This is a genomic window from Streptomyces sp. SCSIO 75703, assembly GCF_036607905.1.
Classification (GTDB): Bacteria; Actinomycetota; Actinomycetes; order Streptomycetales; family Streptomycetaceae; genus Streptomyces.
In genome coordinates this window covers 6,293,193-6,314,103 of the sequence record NZ_CP144555.1, presented here as the reverse complement: position 1 = coordinate 6,314,103, position 20,911 = coordinate 6,293,193, and the positions used below count along the sequence as shown (strand labels likewise).

Genomic DNA, 20,911 nt, shown 5'->3' with positions numbered 1-20,911 from the left:
GGGGGGTCACGGGGCGGGTGCCGCCTTGGCGACGATCACGCACTGGGCCTGATCGTCCTCGTCCTGTCCCGCGATGCCGTGGATCTCCGTCTCCTCGAACCCGGCGCGGCGCAGTGCCCGCCGCCAGCCCCGGGCGTCGAGCAGGGGCGATCCCTGGACGCGCTGGTCCTCGTCCTCGAACAGCCACCAGCCGGGCGTCAGTCCGAAGGTCAGTGTGTTGTAGTCGAGCCGGTGGGTGAGTTCGTTGACCACCAGGATGCCGCCCGGCTTGAGCAGGTCCCGGCAGTGCGCCAGGGTCGTGTCGATGTCCCGGGTGGTGTGCAGCACGTTGCCGGCCACCACGACGTCCATGGTGCGCGGTTCGTACCCCTGGGCCGCCGGGGGCCGTTCGACGTCGTACGGGGCGAACTCGACGTGCGGCCGGCCGGGCCCGAACCGCTGCTCGGCGACGCGCAGGAAGGCCGCGCCGACGTCCGTGTAGTGGTAGCGGAGCCGGTCGCCGAGGTGGTGCAGGGCGTCGAGGACGAAGACGCTGGTGCCGCCGGTGCCGGCGCCGACCTCGAAGACCTGCGGCCGGGCGCGCGGGTAGCGGCGGGCGAAGTGCCGCGTGTGCTCCTCGACCGCGTCGGCGACCAGGCGGTTGTAGAACTCGCTCTGGACGCTGCCCCGGTAGATCTCGGCGACCAGTTCCATGGAGCCCCCGGGGAAGATGACGTCCGTGGCGTCGCGGTGGCCGGCCATCACGTCGGGCAGGGCGCCCTGGCAGGTGGTGAGCAGCGGCAGGTACGCGGCGACCGAGGGGTGCGCGGCGGCCAGCTCGGCGGCCTTCGCGGCGATCTCCCGCTCGCCGCCGGGGAAGACGGCCTGGGCCATCTTGCGGGTCGTGGTCAGGGCCCCGCCGTCCCGTTCCAGCGCGTAGCCCTCGCGGACGAGGATGTCGCAGCAGGCGTCGAACAGCCGCCGGTAGCCGGGCCGGACGGCGAGCCGGTCGCGCAGCTCGGCCCGGTCGGCGGGTGCGCCGTCGCCGGGAAACGCGCCGGTGCCGCGGAGGACGTGGGCCAGCAGCCGGTTGCCGAGGGCGGTGAGCGCGTCGAAGCCCTCGCGGAAGGCGGCGTAGGCGTCGGTGTCGACCCGCGGGGGCTGCTTGAGCAGCGCCTCGATGCGCCGGGCGGCGGGGGTCAGGGTGGGCTCTTCGAGCTGGTTGAGGTGGTCGTTGTCCAGTGCGACGACCTGGAAGTCACCCTTGACGACCTCCCGCCACGGGGTCTCGTAGTCGTAGCCGTCCAGGATGCGCGTGGGCTGCCAGTACAGGGCGCTGGCGCGGCCGGTGAAACCGTCGGTGGCCTTGAAGAACAGCACGTCGGAGGCGGTGTAGTCCCTCATGTCGTACACCTGGTAGATGCCCTCGGCCTGCTCGGAGCAGGTCAGTCCGCCCTTGAGGTAGCGGTAGACGTCGTCGGCGGCGAGGCGGCGTCCGCCGCGTTCCTTGGCCAGCCGGGCGAGTTCGCCCACCTGGAGCGCGGCGGGCAGGTGGGCCACGTCCTCCTTGCGGACGGCGCGTTCGGGGTGCTCGTCCAGGCGGAGGAAGTAGTTGGTCAGGTAGAGCTGGAGGAAGTCCCGGTCGTACATGCCGTGGTGCCGGTCGAACACCTCCTGGGTGGCCGGGTAGGTGTCGAACATGACGAGGTGGCGGATCTCCTCGCCCTCGTCGTGCAGCCGCTGGGCCATGCGCATGGCGACGAGGCCGCCGAAGGAGTAGCCGCCGAGGACGTACGGACCCTCGGGCTGCACCTGGCGGACGCAGTCGACGTAGTGGTCGACCATCTCGTCGAGGCTCTGCGGCATGGAGGAACCGTCGGTGCCCCGGGCCTGGAAGGCGTAGAGCGGGTAGTCGGGGCCGAGGGCCTGGGAGAGGTTCTGGAACCAGGTGGAGTAGCCGGTGGCGCCGTGCACCCAGAAGGAGGGCTGTCCCTCGCCGCCGATGTTGATGGGGAGCAGTTCGGCGGGGAGCCGGTTCTGCCGTGCGTCCGGGTCCGACGCCGCGGCGTGGCCGGCGACGACGCCGCCGATCTCCCGGTCGGCGAAGAACTCCTCGTGGACGTAGGCGGCGAGGGAGCGCAGCGTGGGGTGGTCGACGAGGGCGGTCAGCGGCACCTGGACGTCGAACACCTCCTGCACCACCTGCATGATCATGGCGCTGAGCATGGAGTCGACGCCGAAGTCCTTGAGGTCGCGGTCCTCGTCGAGTTCGTCGTCGGCCAGTTTCAGCTTCTCCAGCAGGATGTCCCGCAGCGCGGCGCGGACGTACGCCTCCCCGGTGAGCGCCGCCCCGTCCCGCGCCGGGTCCGGCGCGGCGGCGGCGTCGGCGCCGCGGGCGGCGGGCAGGGCGGCCGGGGCCGGCCCGCCGGGCGGCGCGGTGAACCAGTACCGCTTCTCCTCGAACGGGTAGGCGGGCAGCGAGGTCCGCCGTGGTGCCCCGCCCGCGGAGGGCAGCGCCGTCCAGTCCACTCGGGCGCCGTTCACCCAGGCGGCGGCCAGCCGGTCCGGGCCGGCCGTCGTGCCGGGGGGCGGGGCGGCGGGGCGGGCCGGTTCGTCGCCGGAATCCGGGGCGCGGCCCCGGTGGACGCCCGGGGCGCCGGTGTCGCCGGCGGCCACCTCGGTCAGCCGGGCGCGCAAGGCGTCCAGGGAGGGGGCGAGGACGGCGAGCCGTTCCCGCATCTCCTCGCGGCCCTCGCGGAGGGTGAAGGCGACGGCGTCCGCGCCGGGGCGGGAGCCGGGGTCGCGCTCCCATGCGGCGAGCCGGTCGACGAGGCGGACGACGGCCCGGCCGAGGGCGGCCTCGTCCCGCGCGGAGAGCAGGAAGACGTGCTCGCCCCCCGCGGTGCCGCCCGCGCGGGGCGGCCGGGCCGGCGGTTCCTCGACGAGGACGTGGGAGTTGACCCCGCCGAAGCCGAAGGAGCTGACCCCGGCCCGCAGCGGCAGCCGCCCTCCGTCGGGCCCGGTGAGGGGTTCCCAGGGGACGGTGCCGTCGACGATGCGGAACGGGCTGCCGGCCAGGTCCACGTACGGGTTGACCTCGTCGAGGTGGGCCATGCCGGGCAGCGCGCGGTGCCGCAGCGCCAGGATGACCTTCATCAGCCCGGCGATTCCGGAGGCCGGCTCCAGGTGCCCGATGTTGGTCTTCACCGAGCCGATGCCGCAGTAGGGGGCGGCGGGCAGTTCCGTGCCGCGTTCCCGGGCGAGCCGGCGGAAGGCGAGCTTGATGCCGTTGACCTCGACGGGGTCGCCCAGTTCGGTGCCGGTGCCGTGGAGTTCGAGGTAGCCGATGGTCTCCGGGCCGGCGTCGGCCTCGCGGGCCGCGGCGCACAGCAGGGCCGCCTGTGCCTCGGCGTTGGGGGCGGTGAGGGAGGCGGCGCGTCCGCCGTGGTTGACGGCGGTGCCGCGGATGACGGCGTGCACCTGGTCGCCGTCGGCGAGGGCCCGGTCGAGGGGCTTGAGGACCAGCATGCCGACGCCCTCGCCCTTGACGTAGCCGTTGGCGGCGGCGTCCAGCGTCTTGCACCGGCCGTCCGGGGAGAGCAGGCCCATCATGCCCGCCGCCACGGTGGAGTGCGGGGAGAGGTTGAGCGAGATGCCGCCCGCGACGGCGAGTTCGCATTCGCCCTGGCGCAGGGAGCGCACGGCCCGGTGCACGGCGACCAGGGAACTGGAGCAGGCGGTGTTGACGGGCTCGCTCGGCCCGCGCAGGTCGAGCAGGTACGAGATCCGGTTCACCGAGATGGAGTGCTCGTTGCCCAGGCCGGACTGGGCGCTCATGACGCCGGCCTCGTGCATGAGGTGCTGGTAGTCGCTGAACTGGATGCCGGAGAAGAGGCCGACCGGGCGTCCGGCCAGCGCGGAGGGCCGGTACCCGGCGTCCTCGACGGCGGACCACACCGTCTGGAGCAGCATGCGCTGCTGGGGGTCCATCATCTCGGCCTCGGCCGGGGAGATGCCGAAGAACAGCGGGTCGAAGGTGTCCGCGCCCTCCACGAAGCCGCCCCAGCGGTACGGGGTGCGCCGCTCGGGCGGCAGTTCCTCGCTGTCCAGGGCCCGCCAGTCCCACCGGTCGGCGGGGACCTCCGTGATCAGGTCCCGCCGGTGGTAGAGGTTGTCCCAGTAGCGGTCGAGGTCGCGGGAGCCGGGGAAGCGCCCGCTCATGCCGATCACGGCGACGGGAGCGGGGGTGCCGTCTGCCGGGGCGCCGGTGGCGGGCCGTGCGGGGGCGGTCGTGCGGGTGTTCGCCGGGGCCGTGACGAGGCCGGCGGGGCCGGCGGGGCCGGTGGACGACTTCGCGGGGGCGGTGACGGGCTGCGCGGGGCCGGTGGTGGCCTGGGCGCGCGCGGCGGCGAGGCGGTCGCCGTGCTCCTCGACGAGCCAGTCCACGGCCCCGGCGATGCCGCGCCGCTCGTAGAACAGGGTGGGTGAGAAGGCGACCCCGAGCCGGGTGGAGATGCGGTCGGCCAGCGCCTTGAGGGAGACCGACTCGAAGCCGTAGTCGCCGAGCGGGGTGCGCCGGTTGACGCGGGCCGGGTCGAGTCCGATGGCCTCGCCGGCGAACTCGGTCAGGGTCCGCTCCAGCCGGGCGCGCAGGTCCTCGGTGGCCGGGGGCCGGTGTGCGGTGTCCGCCGTGCTGTCCATGGTGGCCTCCGGGTCGTCCGGCGCGGGGGGTGCGGATGCGGGTGCGGTCGCCGGGGGCGGCGCGGTGTCGAGCCAGTGGCGTTCCCGGGCGAAGGGGTAGCCGACCAGGGGGACGGTGCGGCGGGGGCGGCCGGTGTGCGGGGCCCGCCAGTCGACGGGGGCGCCGCGCACCCACCGCGCCGCCCGCGCCTCGGGGCCGTCTCCGCCGTGCGCGTCGGGGGCCGGCGCGTCGGGGCCGTCGGTCACGCTGCCGGTGAAGACACCGGGGGCGCCGGTGCGGCCCTCGGCGTAGGCCCTGAGCCCCCGGACGGCCTCCCGGAGGTCGTCCGCGACGACGGCGAGGCGCTCGTCCATCGCCTCCCGGCCGGTCTGGAGGGTGTGCGCGACATCGGCGAGCCGGGGGGCCGGGCCCGGCGGAGCCGACCCGGCGGGCGCCGCGAAGTATGCGCGCAGGGCCCTTTCCTGATGACACATCAGGTGTCGGACGAGGTCGCTTACGGTGTGCGCGGAGGCGGGCAGTTCGTCGCCGGGCAGACCGCACTCCTCGGCCACGGCGGCGCCCAGCCGGGCCCGCGTCACCCCGTCGAAGCCGCAGTCGGCCAGATCGTCGTCCTCCCCCAGGTCCCCGGGGCGCAGCCCGAGCAGCTCCGCGAGCCGCGTCAGCAGGTACCCGCGCAGCCGCTCGGGCAGGGCGTCCCGCGCGACCCACCCCTCCAGCCGTCCGGCGAGCCGGGCGGCCAGCTCGGCCAGCCGGTCCGAGGTCTTCGCGGAGACCACCACGATCTGCCGGCCGTCCCTGTCGTCGTCCTCCCCCGCCGGGGTGTCCGGCTCGGGCGCCTCCAGGATCACGTGGGCGTTGGAGCCGCCGGCGCCGAAGGAGCTGACGCCCGCGATCAGGCGGGGCCGGTCCGTGCCGCGCGGCGCCCAGGCGGCGGGGCCGCGCTGCACCCGGAAGGGCGAGGAGTCCAGTGCGGCGTGGGGATTGAGGTCCTCGGCGTGCAGGGACGGCACCAGCGTCCGGTGCCGCATCTGGAGGATCACCTTGGTCACCGCGGCGACACCGGCCGCCGACTCCAGGTGGCCGATACCCGACTTCACCGAGCCGATCGGGATGCGGGACGGGTCGTCGGGGCCGGCCGGCGGCTCGGCCGGCACGGCGCCCGGCACGGCGCCCGGCACGGCGTCCGGGGTGGCCTCCGGCGCGGCGCCCGGGGTGGCCTCCGGGGTGCCGAACACCTCGGTGAGGGCGGCCACTTCGATGGGGTCGCCGAGGGCGGTGCCGGTGCCGTGCGCCTCGACGTAGCCGACGTCCCCGGGACGCACCCGCGCCCGGCGCAGCGCCTCGCGGATCGCCGCGCTCTGGGCGCGGGTGCCGGGGACGGTGTAGCCGTTGGTGCGCCCGCCGTGGTTGACGGCGCTGCCCCGGATCACCGCGTGCACGGTGTCGCCGTCCGCCCGTGCCGCCGCCAGCGGCTTGAGCAGCAGCGCCCCGGCGCCCTCGCCGGGCACGTAGCCGTCGCCGCCGGCGCCGAAGCTGCGGCAGCGGCCGTCGGTGGACAGGAACCGGGCGAGGCTGAGCTGCCGGTACTTGTCGGGGTGGGTGCTGAGGTTGACCCCGCCGGCGACGGCCGTGTCGCACTCGCCCCGGCGCAGGCTCTCGCAGGCCAGGTGGAGCGCGGTGAGCGAGGAGGAGCACATGGTGTCCAGGGCCATGCTGGGCCCGCGGAAGTCGAAGAAGTACGACACCCGGTTGGCGATGGAGGCGTAGGACGAGACGCCCATGCGGCCGTCCGGGGCGGGCCCGTACCGCTGGTAGTCGCCGTACATCACGCCGACGAAGACGCCAGTCGTGCCCCGGCGCAGGTCGGCGCGGGTGCGGCCGGAGTCCTCCAGGGCGTGCCAGACGGTCTCCAGGAAAACGCGCTCCTGGGGGTCCATCATGTCGGCGTCGCGCGGGGCGATGCCGAAGAACAGCGGGTCGAACCGGTCGATCCCGTCGAGGAATCCGCCCCATTTGCCGTAGCTGCGGCCGGGGCCGCCCTCCGGGTCGTAGAAGCCGTCCAGGGGCCAGCGGTCCTCGGGGATGGTGGTGACGCAGTCGCGTCCCCCGACGAGGTTCCGCCAGAACTCCTCCAGGTCGCCGGCCCCCGGGTAGCGGCCGGCGAGGCCGATCACGGCGATGCCCCCGTCTCCGTCGCCGTCGGCCGCGTCCCGCGACACCGGCCCGGCGGCCGGCACCGGGGCCGAGGCGGAGGCGGAGGCGGAGGCGGAGGCACGGGTGGTCGCGGACGCGGAGGCGGGGATCGCCTCGGGGACGGGGGTGGTGTCGGGGACGGGGGTGGCGTCGGCTCGGGGGAGCCTGGCCTCCAGCGCGGAGCGGTGGCGGCGGACGAGGTGGCCGGCGATCCCGGCGAGGTCGGCGTACTGGAAGAACAGGGTCTTGGGCAGCGGCCCGAAGGTGCGTTCCAGCCGCTCCGAGAGGCTCATCACCATGACCGAGTCGATGCCGTAGTGCTCGAACGGTGCCCCGGGGTCGATGCGTTCGGCGGGGACGCGCAGTTCCTCGGCGAGGACGTCGGTCAGCAGGCCGACGGCGAGCCGACGCAGACCGGCGTGCTCGCCGCCCCCCGTGTCCGCGGCGTCCGCGGTGCTCGCGGTGGTGTTCGCGGTGCTCGCTGCGTTCGCGGCGTTCGCGCCGTCGGCCGTGGCGGGCGCGTCGGCCGGGGTGGGGCGGCCGGGGCGGTCCGTCAGGGCACCGGCGGCGGACGGGGGGAGCAGGACGAGGTAGGTGCCGGGGAACGCGAGGGCCCGTTCGAAGGCCGCCACACCCTCCGCGACACCGAGGGCGTCGTCGGTGGCGAGCGGGCCGGCCATGCCTCCGCCGCTCCAGGCCGGCCAGGCGATCGACAGGGTCCGGCCGTGCCGCCGGCCCGCGGCGCGTTCCGCCTCGCGGGTGCCGGCGAACGCGTCGAGGAAGCCGTTGGCGTAGGCGTAGTCGCTCTGACCGGGGTTGCCGACGGCGGCGACCACGGAGGAGAACAGGACCAGGAACTCCAGCGGATCGTCGCGGGTGAGGTCGTCCAGCCACACCGCCCCGTCGCACTTGGCCGCGAGGACCTCGCGCGCCTCCTGCGGGGTCTTGCGCACCAGGAGCGCGTCGCGGACGGCGCCCGCCGCGTGGACGACGCCGTGCAGCGGGCCGAAGCGGCGCCGGATCTCCCGCATCGCCCGGTCCAGGGCGGCCCGGTCGGCGACGTCGGCGCGTTCGTGGACGACCTCGGCGCCGCCCTCGCGCAGCGCGCGCAGCGTCTCGCGGACCTCGGGGCCGGGCGCGGAGCGGCTGATGAGCACGGTCCGGACGCCGAGGGCGGCGAGACGGGCCGTCAGGGCGAGGCCGAGGTGTCCGGTCCCGCCGGTGATCACCCACGTGTGTCCGGGGCGGACCGGCGGGCCGGGGCTCTGCGGCAGGTCCGGGACCGCCTCCAGCACCCGCCGCTCGACGGTGCCGTCGGCGGTGATCCGGATCTCCGTCGGCTCGCCGGGCGACGGCTCGCCGAGCAGGGCCGTCCAGGCGGCGTCGGGCAGGCTCCCGTCGTCGGGGCCGGCGGGCAGGCCGACGGTCTGGACGCACAGGTCGGGGTTCTCCAGCCGGGCCGTGCGGGCGAAGGCGCCCAGCGCGGCGAGGCCGGGCCGCGTTCCCGCACGGCCGGCGGGACGGGCCACGCGGACGCCGACGGGGCCGGGCAGCGGCCGGGCGCACAGGGCCCGGGACAGCGCCAGCAGCGCGTCGAAACCGAGGGTCCGGTCGGTTTCCCGGCCGGAGCGTGCCGCCCACAGGACCAGGACGCGGGGCGGGCGGGCCGTGCCGGGCAGCGCGGCGAGGAGGCGGCCGTGGTCCTCCGCGGAGCCGGGCCGGATCTCGTACCACTCCGCGGTCACCCGCCGGAAGGCGTCGCCGGGGGTGGCCAGGACGACGGTGCCGCCGGGGTTCCGCTCCCGCAGCCGGTCGGCGGCCCTCCGGTCGGTGTCGAGGACGAGCAGCGGCCCGCCGGACGGGGCGGGCGGTTCCGTCTCCCGCCATCCGGTCGTGCACGGCGTGACGCCCGCCGGGACCGTCCCCCCGCCGGCCGCGAGGACCTCCAGGCCCTCCAAGGTCACCAGGACCGTGCCCGTGTCGTCGGCGATGCGGACGTCCAGCACGCCGTCGCCGCGGCGTACGAGGTGGGCGTGGCAGGCGTCCCCGAGCGGGCCGTGCACCGTCAGGGCGCGCAGCGCGCAGGGGACGCGGCGGACGCGGTCGTCGTCGTGGCCGAGGGCGACGAGGGCCTGGAGCGCGCCGTCGAGCAGCGTGGGCCGCGGCCCGTCCGGCTCTGCGGGGGCGTCGTGCCCCGCGGGCAGGCGGAGACGGGCGAGCACCTCGTCGGGGGCGGACCGCAGTTCGCGGACGACGCGGAAGGCGGGCCCGTAGGCGAAGCCGAGCCGCGCGAAGCGGGCGTAGCACTCCTCGTGTCCGAGGACCGTGGCGCAGCGGGCGCGGACCGCGGGCAGGTCGAGGACCGGGCCGGCCGGGGCGGCCCCGGCGGGGTCGAGCCGGCCGGTGGCGGCGGGGTCGCCGGCGGTGGTCCCCACGGTGAAGCGGACGGTGCCGTCCTCGTCCGGGGTGAGCCCGATCAGCACCCCGTCCTCGGCGGGGACGAGGGGGCGGTGCCAGACGACGCGGCTGATCCGCCGCGTCGGGCCGAGGCCCGCCCGCGCGGCGGCGGCGCGGACGAGGTCCAGGGTGACCATGCCCGCGACGACGGGCCGGCCGTCGATGACGTGGTCGGCGAGGAGCGGGTCGGCGGGGCGCGGAAGGAACCGGAACAGCGTCCCGCCGTCCGGCGAGGGCAGCCGCTGCCAGCCGGGGGCCGTGCCCCGCCCGGCAGGGGCGGGTTCGGCGCTCTGGGCGACGGGGGCCGTCGGGGCGGCCGTCGCGGCATGCCAGTACCGGTCCCGTTCGAAGGGGTACGGAGGCAGGGGGACGCGACGTCCGCCGTCGGGATGGAGCAGCGCAGTGGGCAGGGCGCCGCCGCGCTCGTACAGGGCCGCGGCGGTCTCCAGGGCGCGCGGGTGGGCGGTGTCGTCGTGGGCCGCGTCCGCGAGGTGCCCGCGGAGGGCTTCCCGCAGCCGGGCCTCCTCGGCGCCGTTCGGGCGGGCGGCCGGCGGCCGGTCGCCGCCGGGGGCGTCGAGCCGGTCCCGGATCGCCCGGCGCAGCCCCTCCGCGGTGGCGGCCACCAGGGCGGCACGGGCGTCGAGGTGCCTGCGTCCGTCGTGCAGGGTGAACGCGATGTCGCCGAGCCGGGGCGGCTCCCCCGCCGCGCCGAGCCACGTCTCCAGGTCCGCCAGGCGGCGGCGCAGCGCCCGCCCGGTCTTGGCGGAGACGAGGAAGAGCCGGGGCCGGTCGCCCTCCTCGGGGGCGGGGGCGGCGGCCGGGGGTTCCTCGACCACCAGGTGGGCGTTGGTGCCGCTGTAGCCGAAGGAACTCACCGCGGCCCGCCGGGGCACGCCCGCGCGCCGGGGCCACGGCGACGGCGCGGTGACCGGCCGGAAGGGGGTGGCCGCGAAGTCGATGCGGTCGTTGGGGACGGAGTAGTGCAGCGTCGGCGGGATCTCCTCGTGGGCGAAGGCCAGCAGACACTTGATCAGCCCGGCCACGCCCGCCGCCTGCCCGGTGTGGCCCAGGTTGGTCTTGACCGATCCGATGGCGCAGAACTGCCGTTCGTCGGTGTACCGCGCGAAGGACCGGGTCAGCGCCTCGATCTCGATCGGGTCGCCGAGGGCGGTGCCCGTGCCGTGCGCCTCCACCAGGGACAGGGTGCGGGGGCTGACGCCGGCCCGCGCGTACGCCTGGAGCTGGACGTCGGTCTGGGCGCGGGCGCGGGGCGCGGTGATGCCGTTGGACTTGCCGTCCTGGTTGACGGCCGAGCCGAGGATCACGCCGTGGATGTGGTCGCCGTCGCGCAGGGCGGCGTCCAGCGCCTTGAGGAGGACGACGCCGCAGCCCTCGCCGGGGACGAAGCCGTCGGCGTCCCGGTCGAAGGCGCTGCAGCGGCCCCGGGGCGAGAGCATGCCGCCCTTCCCGGCGGACAGGTAGAAGCCGGGGCCGACGAACAGGCACACGCCGCCGGCCAGTGCCGTGTCGCAGCGGCCGGCCCGGATGGCCTCGCAGGCCAGGTCGATGGCGACCAGGGAGGAGGAGCAGGCGGTGTTGAGGGCCACGCTGGGGCCGCGCAGGTCGAGCAGGTAGGAGATGCGGGCGGCCAGCAGGGAGGTGTCGTTGCCGAGCAGGACCTGCGCGTCCGCCTCCGGCCCGGAGCGCTGCTCCTCGCGGGGGTAGTCGCTGGCCGGGGCGCCGGCGAAGACCCCGCAGCGGGTGCCCGCGAGGGAGTCGCCCGCGTGGCCCGCGTTCTCCAGGGCGGTCCAGCAGCCCTCCAGGAAGAGCCGTTGCTGGGGGTCCATGCGTTCGGCCTCGTGGCCGGAGAGGTGGAAGAAGAGCGGGTCGAAGGCGGCGGCGTCCTCGATGAACGCGCCCCACCGCGAGGGCGTCTTGCCGGGGGCGCGCGGATCGGGGTCGTAGTACCGCCCGGCCGGCCAGCGGTCCGGCGGCACCTCGCGGACGGCGCACTCCCCCGCCGCGAGCAGGCGCCACAACGCCTCGGCCGAGGGGGCGTCGGCGTAGCGGGCGGAGAGGCCGATGACGGCGATCCTCCCGTCGGAGGGCGGGCCCTCCGACGCCGGCGGGGCGGCGGCCCGGCCGTCCGGCCGGGGGCGGTCCCCGGCTTCCCCGGCGGCGGGCCGGTCCCCGGCGGTGCCCAGGGCCGTCAGGCGGCGCCGGCCCTCCTCCGGGGAGATCTGCCGGGTCTCGACGAGTTCGAGCACCCTCTTCACGGCGCTGTTCATGCGGGTCCCCCGAGGTTCGTGTAGGCCTCTGCGACGGTCAGTTCGCCCGCGGCGAGCCGCCGCAGCATGTCCTCGACGTCCGTGGCCCGCTCCGGTCCGGCCCCGTCCGCGCCGGGCGGGGCGGCGGCGTGCCCGGCGTGCACGTGCTCGGCGAGCGCGTTCAGCGTCGGGTGGTCGAAGAGGGCGGTGGTGCCGAGGTCGGTGCCGAGTGCGGTGTTGAGGGTGTTCACCAGCTCGACGAGGATGATCGAGTCCACGCCGTACTCGGTGAACGGCCGCTCCGGGTCGAGGTCGGCCTCGGACCGGCCCAGGGTGGCGGCGATGTGGTCGGCCAGCCGGCGCCGGGTCCCGGCGAGGTCCGTCCCGTGCCGGGATGGGTCGGGCGGGTTCTCCGCCGGGTGCGGGACGGGTGTCCCGGAGCGGGGCCGGGGCGGCGCCGCCGGGTCCGGTGCGGCCCGGACGTCGGCGACGAGCACGCTCAGTCCGAGGTCGCGCGGCGCCCCGGGCACGGCGTCGAGCACGGTGGTCCGGGCGAATCCGCTCTCCGTCAGCAGGGCCCGCCAGGACGGCGGGTCGGCGAGCGGGGAGGCGGGGATCCGCCGGTCCGGGTCCTCGAACCGCCACCAGCCCTCCAGGAGCCCGAAGGTGAGGGTGGTGAACGCCGTGGAGGCGGTCGCCTCGCAGAGGACCAGCCGCCCGTCGTCGGCGAGGAGGCGCCGCACGTGGGCGAGGGTGCGGCCGAGGTCGCGGGTGGCGTGCAGGACGTTCGCCGCCACGACGACGTCGTACCCGCCCTCGTCGAGGCCCTGTCCGGTGGGCGGCAGCTCGATGTCCAGGCGGCGGAAGGCGACGAAGGGGTACCGCGCGGCGAACTCCTTCCGGCCGTGGCGGAGGAAGCCGCCGGAGACGTCGGTGTAGACGTACTCGACGCGGTCGGCGTACGGGCTCAGGGCGCGCAGCACGGAACCGGAGGTGCCGCCCGTGCCGGCGCCGACCTCCAGGACCCGCACGGGGCGCCGGCGGGCCGCGACGTGTGCGGCCACCTCGCGTGCGGCGGTCGCGTTGGCGCCGCCGGCGAGGGGGTCGCCCCGGTACACGTTCTCGACGAGCCGGGTGGAGGAGCCCGGGAACATCACCTCCGTGGGGTCGAGCCTCCCGGTCAGCAGCCGCGGGTACTCCGCCGCGCAGGCCACCAGGAGGTCGACGTGGGCGGCGACCTCCGGGTACCGCGCGGCCAGGTCGCGTGCCTCGGACGGCAGATCGCGGTCCGCGAGGCCGCTCACGGCGTCCGTCGCCCGGATCCGGCCGCCGTCGCGTTCCGCGTATCCGGCGGCGACCAGGATGTCCAGCACGGCGCCGGCCAGCCGGTGGTGGGCGGGCACGATGCCCAGTTCCCCGGCGGACGGCCAGGGTTCGCCGGGACGGCGGAAGGCACCCAGTTCGCGCAGGGCCCGCAGCGCCATCCGGGCGCCGAGGGCGTCCAGCGCGTCGTGCGCGTCCCGGAGGCGGACGCCGTCGGGCTCCGCGGCGGCGCCGGGCGTCTCGGCGTGTTCCTCCGGTACGACGCCGAGCCGGTCCAGGACGCGTTGCTCCGCCTTGATCGGCAGGGCCTGGACGAGCCGGTGGGCGAGGACCGTCTCCAGGGCGCGCATGCCCTCGTCGGGGGAGACGGAGTGGACGCCGAGGGCCCGCATGCGGCGCCGGTAGCCCGCCTTGGCCACCACCCCGACCTCGCCCCAGTACCCCCAGTTGACGACGTGCACCGGACGGCCCCCGGCCGCGAGCGCCGCGCCGAAGGCGTCCTGGAAGGCGGAGGCGGCGGCGTAGTGGGACTGACCGGCGTTGCCGCTGAAGGACTGCGCCGAGGAGTACAGCACCAGGAAGTCCAGCGGTTCCTCGCGCAGGGCCTCGGCGAGCAGCAGCGAGCCCCGCGTCTTCGGCGCGAGCACCGCCTCGAACGTGTCGTCCGCCATGTCGGCGAGGCGCGCGTCGGCGAGGACGAGCGCGGAGTGGAAGGCGCCGTGGACGGGCCCGAACCGGCGCTTCACCGTGTCGACGGCCGCCGCCAGGGAGCCGGCGTCGGTCGCGTCGGCCCGCACGTACAGGGCCTGTCCGCCGGCCGCCTCGACGGCCCGCAGTTCCTCCTCGACCTCGGGTGTGGCGGGGCGCCGGCCGAGCAGGGCGACGTTCGCCCCGGCCCGGCGGGCGAGGTGCCGGGCGGTGACCGCGCCGATGCCTCCGGCGCCGCCGAGGATCAGGTAGGTGCCGCCGGTGCGGAACGGGGGTGCCCCGGGCGGGGCGGCGCCGGTGGCCCGCAGGGCCCGGCGCAGCCGCCGTCCGTCCCGCAGGACGCTCTCGTCGCCGTCCGGATGACCGGGGTCCCCGGCGACGGCGCGGGCGACCGAGTCGGCGCGCGGTCCGGTCAGTTCGCGGCGGGCGGTGTCGACGCAGCCGACCCGCCAGCCGGGGTGTTCCTTGGCGAGCGAGCGGCACAGCCCGAACAGGGCCGCCGCCGCGGGCCGGGGCCGGTCCGCGGCGGCGGCGACGTGGCCGTCGGCCGGGGCGTGGCCGTCGGCGGTCACCGCGATCAGGTCGAGCGGCCGGTCGCCGCGGCCGTCCCGCAGCAGCGCCCTGACCAGGCGGACCAGGGAGCGGATGCCCAGGTCCAGGGCGTCCTCCAGGCCCTCGGGCGAGGTGGTGTCGTCGGCGTCCGTGCCGAGGGCTCCGAGGAAGTAGACCCGTTCGGGGGCGGGGAGGCCGGCGGTCGCCGTGGCCCACGCGCCGTCCCGGTCGAGGCGCAGGACGCGTACGTCGGCGTCGCGGTGGTGGGCGGCGAGGCGGTCGGCGAGACCGTGGTCCCGGGGCGGCGCGACCACCCACACGCACCGGGCGGGCACGGCGCGCGGCGCCTCGCCGGGGGCCGCCTCGCGCCAGACCGGTTCCAGGAGGCGCAGCGGGGCGGGGTCCCGCAACTCCCGGTAGGACAGCCCCTCGACGCTGACACAGGGGCGGCCCGCGGCGTCGACCACGGTGACGTCGCACTCCTGCTCGCCGGTCTGCCGCACGTGGGCCCAGCAGGCCGCCGGGACGGGCCGCAGCAGGCGTACCGCCGCCATGGAGAACGGCACCAGCGGACGCCGCCCCTCCCCTTCCGGCTGGATCGCGGCGACCGCCTGGACCGCCCCGTCCAGCACCCCGGCGGGCAGCCCCGGGCCGCTCTCCTCGTGGGCCAGGGCGACCAGGCCCTCCCGGTCCCCGGCGCGGATGCCGGTGACGGTGCGGAAGCGCGGTCCGTACCGGACGCCCACGCGGTCGAAGCGGGCGTAGTGCTCCGCCACCGACGCCGTGGCGGTGCAGCGGGCCCGTACGGCGTCCAGGTCGGTGCGGTCGTCGGGGCCGGCGCCGGTCCGCAGTCCGCCCCGGCTGAAGGTGCGCGGGGTGCCGTCGTCGTCCGGGCCGCGTACCTCGAAGGCGTATCCGCCGTCGTCGCCGGCCGTGAGGCACACCTCGGCGGTCAGTTCCCGGGTGACGTGGAAGGGGCGCAGCCAGACCGCGCGGGTCACGGTGACCGGCACGTCCCCCAGCAGGTCCAGGACCGCCCGGTGCAGCAGGGCCAGGTGTCCCGCGGCGGGCAGCAACGGCTTGCCGGCGACCGCGTGGTCGCGGACGAGGGACTGTCCGGGCGCCAGGGTGTGGGAGAAGACCTTCTCCCCGGCGACGGGCTCCGGGGCGGCCGGCCCGGGGGCGGGCCCCCCGGGCCGGGACGTGGGGGAAGGGGCGGGAGCGGCGGGGACCCAGTAGCTCTCCTGGGCGAAGGGGTACGTGGGCAGCGGGATCCGGCGGCCGTGGTCCCCGTCTGCGGCCCGCTCCCGGTCGACGCTGCCGCCGTTCACGAACTCCTCGGCCAGCCGTTCCAGTTCGGCGATCCGGCCCGCGCCCGGGAGGGTGGGCGCCGGGCCGCCCGCGCGCCGCCACGCCTCGATCCGCCCGCGCAGGTCGTCCGCGCCCCGGGCGACGAAGGCCGCCCGCACCGGGAAGGCGGACCGCCCCACGGCGAGGGTGTGCGCGATGTCGCGCCATTCGTGGTCCCGGCCGTGCCGTTCCAGCCACGCGGACAGGTCCGACAGCCGGGCCTCCAGCGCCGGGCCGCTCTTGGCGGACACCGGGACCAGCCGGGGCCGGCCCGGCTCCTCCGCCGGACGCGGCGGACCCGGCGGTGCCTCCCGCACCACCACGTGCACATTGGTGCCGCTGAACCCGAAGGAGCTCACCGCCGCGTACCGGGGCGAGCCCGGCTCGGCCGGCCAGTCGCGCAGCGCGTCGCTGACGTAGAACGGGCTCTCCTCGAAGGGGATGTGCCGGTTCGGCGTCCGGAAGTGCGCGGTCGGCGCGAGCCTGCCGTGTTTCACGGACAACAGGGCCTTGAGCAGGCCCGCCACACCGGAGGCGGTGAGGGTGTGGCCGAGGTTGGACTTGACGGAGCCGACCGCGCAGAAGCCCCGGCGCGCGGTGAAGGCCCGGAACGCCTCCGTGAGCGCCTCGATCTCGATGGGGTCGCCGAGCCGCGTGCCGGTGCCGTGGCACTCCACGTAGCCGATCCGGTCGGGGTCGATGCCGAACCGCTCGTAGACGGAGGTCAGCAGCGCGCTCTGCGCGGGGGCGCTGGGCGCCGTGATGCCGCTGGTCCGGCCGTCCTGGTTGGCCCCGGTGGCGGCGATGACGCCGTGGACGTGGTCGCCGTCGCGCAGGGCGCTGTCCAGCCGCTTGAGCAGCACCACGCCGACGCCCTCGCCGGGTACGAAACCGTCGGCGCCGTCGTCGAAGGGGCGGCAGCGTCCGCGCGGCGAGAGCATCCCCGCCTTGCTGGCCAGGACGTGCAGTTCGGGGGTGACCAGGGCGGCCACACCGCCGGCCAGGGCGAGTTCGCCCCGGCCCTCCCGGATCGCCTCACAGGCCAGGTGGACCGCCATGAGGGAGGAGGAGCACGAGGTGTCCACCGCGAGGCTCGCGCCCTTGAGGTTCAGGTGGTACGAGAGCCGCGAGGACAGCACCGCGGGGTGGGTGCCCATGAAGGTGTAGCCCTCGACGGGCACGCCCCGCTGGCGGAGCAGGTGGTGGTAGTCGCCCATCGACGTGCCGACGAAGACCGGGCACTCCAGTCCGTCGAGCGTCCGCTCGCCGTACCCGGCGTCCTCGATCGCCCGCCACGCCTCCATCAGGAACAGCCGCTGCTGGGGGTCCATCAGCCGGGCCTCACGCGGCGAGATGCCGAAGAAGTCGGGGTCGAAGCGGTCGATGCCGTCGAGTACCGACCCCCACTTGCCGTAGGTCTTGCCGGGTGCCGCCGGGTCGGGGTCCCAGTGCGCGCCGACGTCCCAGCGGTGCGGCGGGATCTCGCGGACGGAGTCGCGCCCGGCGGCCAGGTTGGCCCACAGCTCGTCCAGGTCGGCGGCGTCGGCGAAGCGGCCGGACATGCCGATGACGGCGACGTCGTGCGGACCGGCGGGGCCCGCCGGGGCCGCTGTGGGGGCCGGGACGGGCCGGTCGTCCGGGGCCCGCGGGGCCGACCGGAGCGCGGCGCGTGCCGGCTCGGGTGCGGGAGCGGGTGCGGGTGCGGGTGCGGGGGGAGGTGCCGTCGGTCGCGGTGCGGCGGGGGCCCCGTCGGGGTGGGGGCCGCCCGGCCCGCGGTCGCCGGCGGTCCGGCCGGTACCGGTCTTCTCCCCCACGTGCTCCGCCAGCTTGCGCAGGGTCGGGTAGTTGAAGAAGTCGGTGGGGCGGAGGTCGGTGTCCAGTTCCCGGTTGATCCGCTCGACGATCTCCACGGCGAGCACGGAGTCGACGCCGAAGTCGGAGTGCGGCACGTCGGGCTGGAACTCCTCGGCGGGCACCTCCAGCACGGTCGCCATCGCCCCGGCCACCACGGCGCGCACGGACGCGGGGTCCGGCCCCTCGGCGGGCGCCAGGCGCTCCGCCGCCGGCACGGTCACACTCACCTGAACCGGGACCGGGGCCGGGGCCGCGGCCGGAACCGCGACCGAGGCGGGACTCGGAGTCGGCGTGGGAGGCGGAGTCGGCGCGGGTGCCCGGGAGCCGGGCGTCCGGGAATCGGGCGTCCGGGAATCGGGCGTCCCGTGTGCGGGCGGGGTTCCCGGGTCGTCCTCGGCCGGTTCGGGCACCCAGTACCGCTCCCGGGCGAAGGGGTAGCCGGGCAGTGGCACGCGCCGGGCGTCGTGCCGGTCCTCGGGGACGCCCGCCGCGTCGAGGCCGGCCGCCCACAGCCGGGCGAGCCGGTCCAGGTCGCCGGCCCGCCGCAGGGACGCGAGGAAGGACGCGCCCTCCTGCCCGTCGAGGAGTTCGGCGAGGAGCCCGCCCTGTCCGCCGGCGGAGCCCCGGTACACCGCCGGGGGCTCCTCGCCCTGCGCGAACTCCTCCAGCAGGGCGGCGAGTTCCCCCACGTCGGTGACGACGAGGGCGAGCCGCTCGCTCTGCGGCTCGCGGCCGGCGGCGAGGGTGAACGCGATGTCCCGCAGCCGGTGCGGCGCCCGTGCCTCCCCTTCCGGGCCCCCCGGGCCGTCCGGTTGGGCGGCGAGATCGCGGAGCCGGTGGTGCCCGGCCGGCACGGGCGCGGTGGCCGACGCGCCGGGGGCGGCGCGGAGGCGGTCGCCGAGTGCGGCCAGGGTCACCGGGTCGAAGCCCAGGCTCTCCAGGTCCTCGTCCGGGTCGACGCTGTCCACGGGGACGCCGAGGACGTCGGCCACGGCGGAGAGCAGACCCGTCGGCGGCGTGGCCCCGGTGAGCGGGGCGGCCGGGGCGCGGCGCGGGCGGACCGCCTCGGCCAGGCTGCCGGCCAGGACCCGGAGCTGGGCTTCGGTCCGGGCCGAGAGCACGACGAGCGCGGCGTCCCGCGGCGCCTCCGGCGAGCCGGCCGGGGCCGCCGCGGGCGGGGGGACGTACTCCTGGAGGACGACGTGGGCGTTGGAGCCGCCCGCGCCGAAGGAGCTGACGGCGGCCAGGCGCGGCAGGTCGCGTCCGCCGGTACGGCGGGCCGGCCAGGGCGCGTGGACGCGCTGGACGCGGAAGGGACCCGCGCCGAAGTCGACGTGTGGGTTGGGCGGGTCGGCGTGCAAGGAGGGCACCAGGGCGCGGTGCCGGAACTGGAGGAGCACCTTGGTGAGCGCGGCGATCCCGGCGGCGGACTCCAGGTGGCCGATGTTGGACTTCACCGAGCCGATGGGGATGGGCTCCGTGTCCGTGCCGTCGGGCGCGGCGCTCCGGAAGGCCCGGCCGAGCCCGGCGATCTCGATCGGGTCGCCGAGGGCGGTGCCGGTGCCGTGCGCCTCGACGTACCCGATGTCGCCCGGTGCGACGCCGGAGCGGCGCAGCGCCTCGCCGATCACCTCGGCCTGGGCGGCGGGGGTGGGCACGGTGAAGCCGTTGCTGCGCCCGCCGTGGTTGACGGCCGTGCCGCGGATGACCGCGTGGACGTGGTCGCCGTCGGCCTCGGCCCGGCTCAGCGGCTTCACCAGCAGGGCGCCGACGCCCTCGCCGGGCACGTAGCCGTCGCCGCCCTCGCCGAAGCTGCGGCAGCGGCCGTCGCTCGACGCGAAGCGGGACTGGGCGAGTTGGAGGTAGCGGTTGGGGTGCAGGATGGCGTTGACCCCGCCGACCAGGGCGGCGTCGCAGTCGCCGAGGCGGATGCCGGCGCAGGCCAGGTGCAGTGCGGTCAGCGAGGCCGAGCACATGGTGTCCAGGGCGACGCTGGGTCCGGTGAGGCCGAGCGCGTGGGAGACCCGGTTGGCGACGGACGCCGAGAGGGAGCCCGGCACGAAACCGCGGCTCTGGAGGGCGGGATCGGCGCCGTAGAGCTGGTACTGGGCGTACATGACGCCGACGTAGACGCCGATCCGCCGGCCGCCGGGCGCGGAGCGGGCGTGTCCGGCGTCCTCCAGGGCGTGCCACGCGGCTTGGAGGAAGAGCCGCTCCTGGGGGTCCATCATCCGGGCCTCACGGGGCGGGATGGCGAAGAAGAGCGGGTCGAAGCGGTCGACGTCGTCGAGGAAGCCGCCCCACTTGGCGTAGGTGGTGCCGGGGCGGTCCGCGTCCGGGGCGAAGTAGCGGCCGTGGTCCCAGCGGGAGCGGGGCACCTCGGTGACGCAGTCCCGGCCCTCGCGCAGGTTGTGCCAGAACTCGTCCAGGGTGCCGGCCATCGGGTACCGCCCGCTGACACCGACGATGGCCAGCGGCTCGTCCCGCACGGCAAACGCCGGGGCGGTGACCGGGCAGGACGCCGGGGCGGGCCCCGTGGTGGTGGGGGCGGGCGCCGGGGTGGCGGGCGCGGGCCGGGGTGCCGGTGCCGCCGGCGCGAAGTGGGCGGCCACCCGCGCCGGATGGGTCTCGGCGAGGTGGCGGCAGAGGTCGGCCAGGCACCGGTGTTCGAAGAAGAGGGTCTTGGACAGGGGGCCGAAGACGTCCTCCAGGGCGCGGGTGACGTTCATGACCATCACGGATTCGAGCCCGTACCGCTCGAACGGGGTCCGCGGGTCCAGCCGGGACACCGGCGTCTTCAGCTCGTCCGCGACCAGCCGGGTGAGCCGGTCGAGCAGCCCGCGTTCGGCCGCGGCTCCCGGCCCGGCGGGGCGGGGAGCGTCCTGCGCCGCGGGTTCCGGCTCGGGTGTCCCGGCAGGCCCGTCGGCCACCGGTCCGAGGGCGCGGAGGATGGCCGGGCGGCGGCCGTGGAAGACGGCGGCCCGGGTACGGTCGCCGCCGAGCAGGGTGACGAAGTGCCGCAGGCCCGCGTCGAGGGGCAGCGGCACCCAGCCGAGGTTCTCCTCGATCCACCGCTTGGCCCGCTCGTCGACGTCCATGCCGCCCGCCTCCCAGAGCGGCCAGGCGACGGAGAGGGTGGCTCCCGCGCGCTCGCCGGCGCGGCGGCGCTCCTCCCGCCAGTCGGCGAAGGCGTCGAGGTAGGCGTTGGCGAACGCGTAGTCCGTCTGTCCGGCGACGCCCGTCACGCCGCTCGCGGAGGAGAAGAGCGCGAAGAAGTCGAGCGGGTCCCGGCGCGTGGCCCGGTCGAGGTGGTGGGCGCCCCAGACCTTGGGGGCGAGGACCGCGTCCGTGTCGCCGCGCGTCTTGGCGGCGACGAGTCCGTCGCGCAGGACCCCGGCGAGGTGCAGGACGCCGTCCAGCCGGCCGTACCGGGTCCGTGCCGCCTCGGCCAGGTGGCGGGCGCCGTCCTCGGTGGCGCAGTCGGCGGCCACGTACACGGCCCGGCCCCCGGCCTCCTCCAGCTCGC

At 76.7% G+C, this 20,911-nt stretch carries 2 protein-coding genes (1 of these 2 running past the window's edge); both read right to left on the bottom strand.

What is annotated here, in order from left to right:
* Positions 1-6: 6 nt before the first annotated feature.
* A complete protein-coding gene (locus tag VM636_RS27785; RefSeq protein WP_053913130.1) occupies positions 7-11,619 on the bottom strand; it encodes an SDR family NAD(P)-dependent oxidoreductase in 11,613 nt (3,870 codons plus the stop codon).
* Positions 11,616-20,911: the 3' portion of an SDR family NAD(P)-dependent oxidoreductase gene (locus VM636_RS27780; RefSeq protein WP_053913131.1), read on the bottom strand. It continues 4,132 nt past the right edge of the window; only the last 9,296 of its 13,428 coding nucleotides appear in the window; its start codon lies off the right edge, out of view — the gene reads right to left on this strand; its stop codon occupies positions 11,616-11,618. The genes VM636_RS27785 and VM636_RS27780 overlap by 4 nt, the downstream gene beginning before the upstream one ends.

Coding starts and splice junctions, on each gene's coding strand:
- VM636_RS27785 (WP_053913130.1), bottom strand. CDS start 11,619: ATGAACAGCGCCGTGAAGAGGGTGCTCGAACTCGTCGAGACCCGGCAG.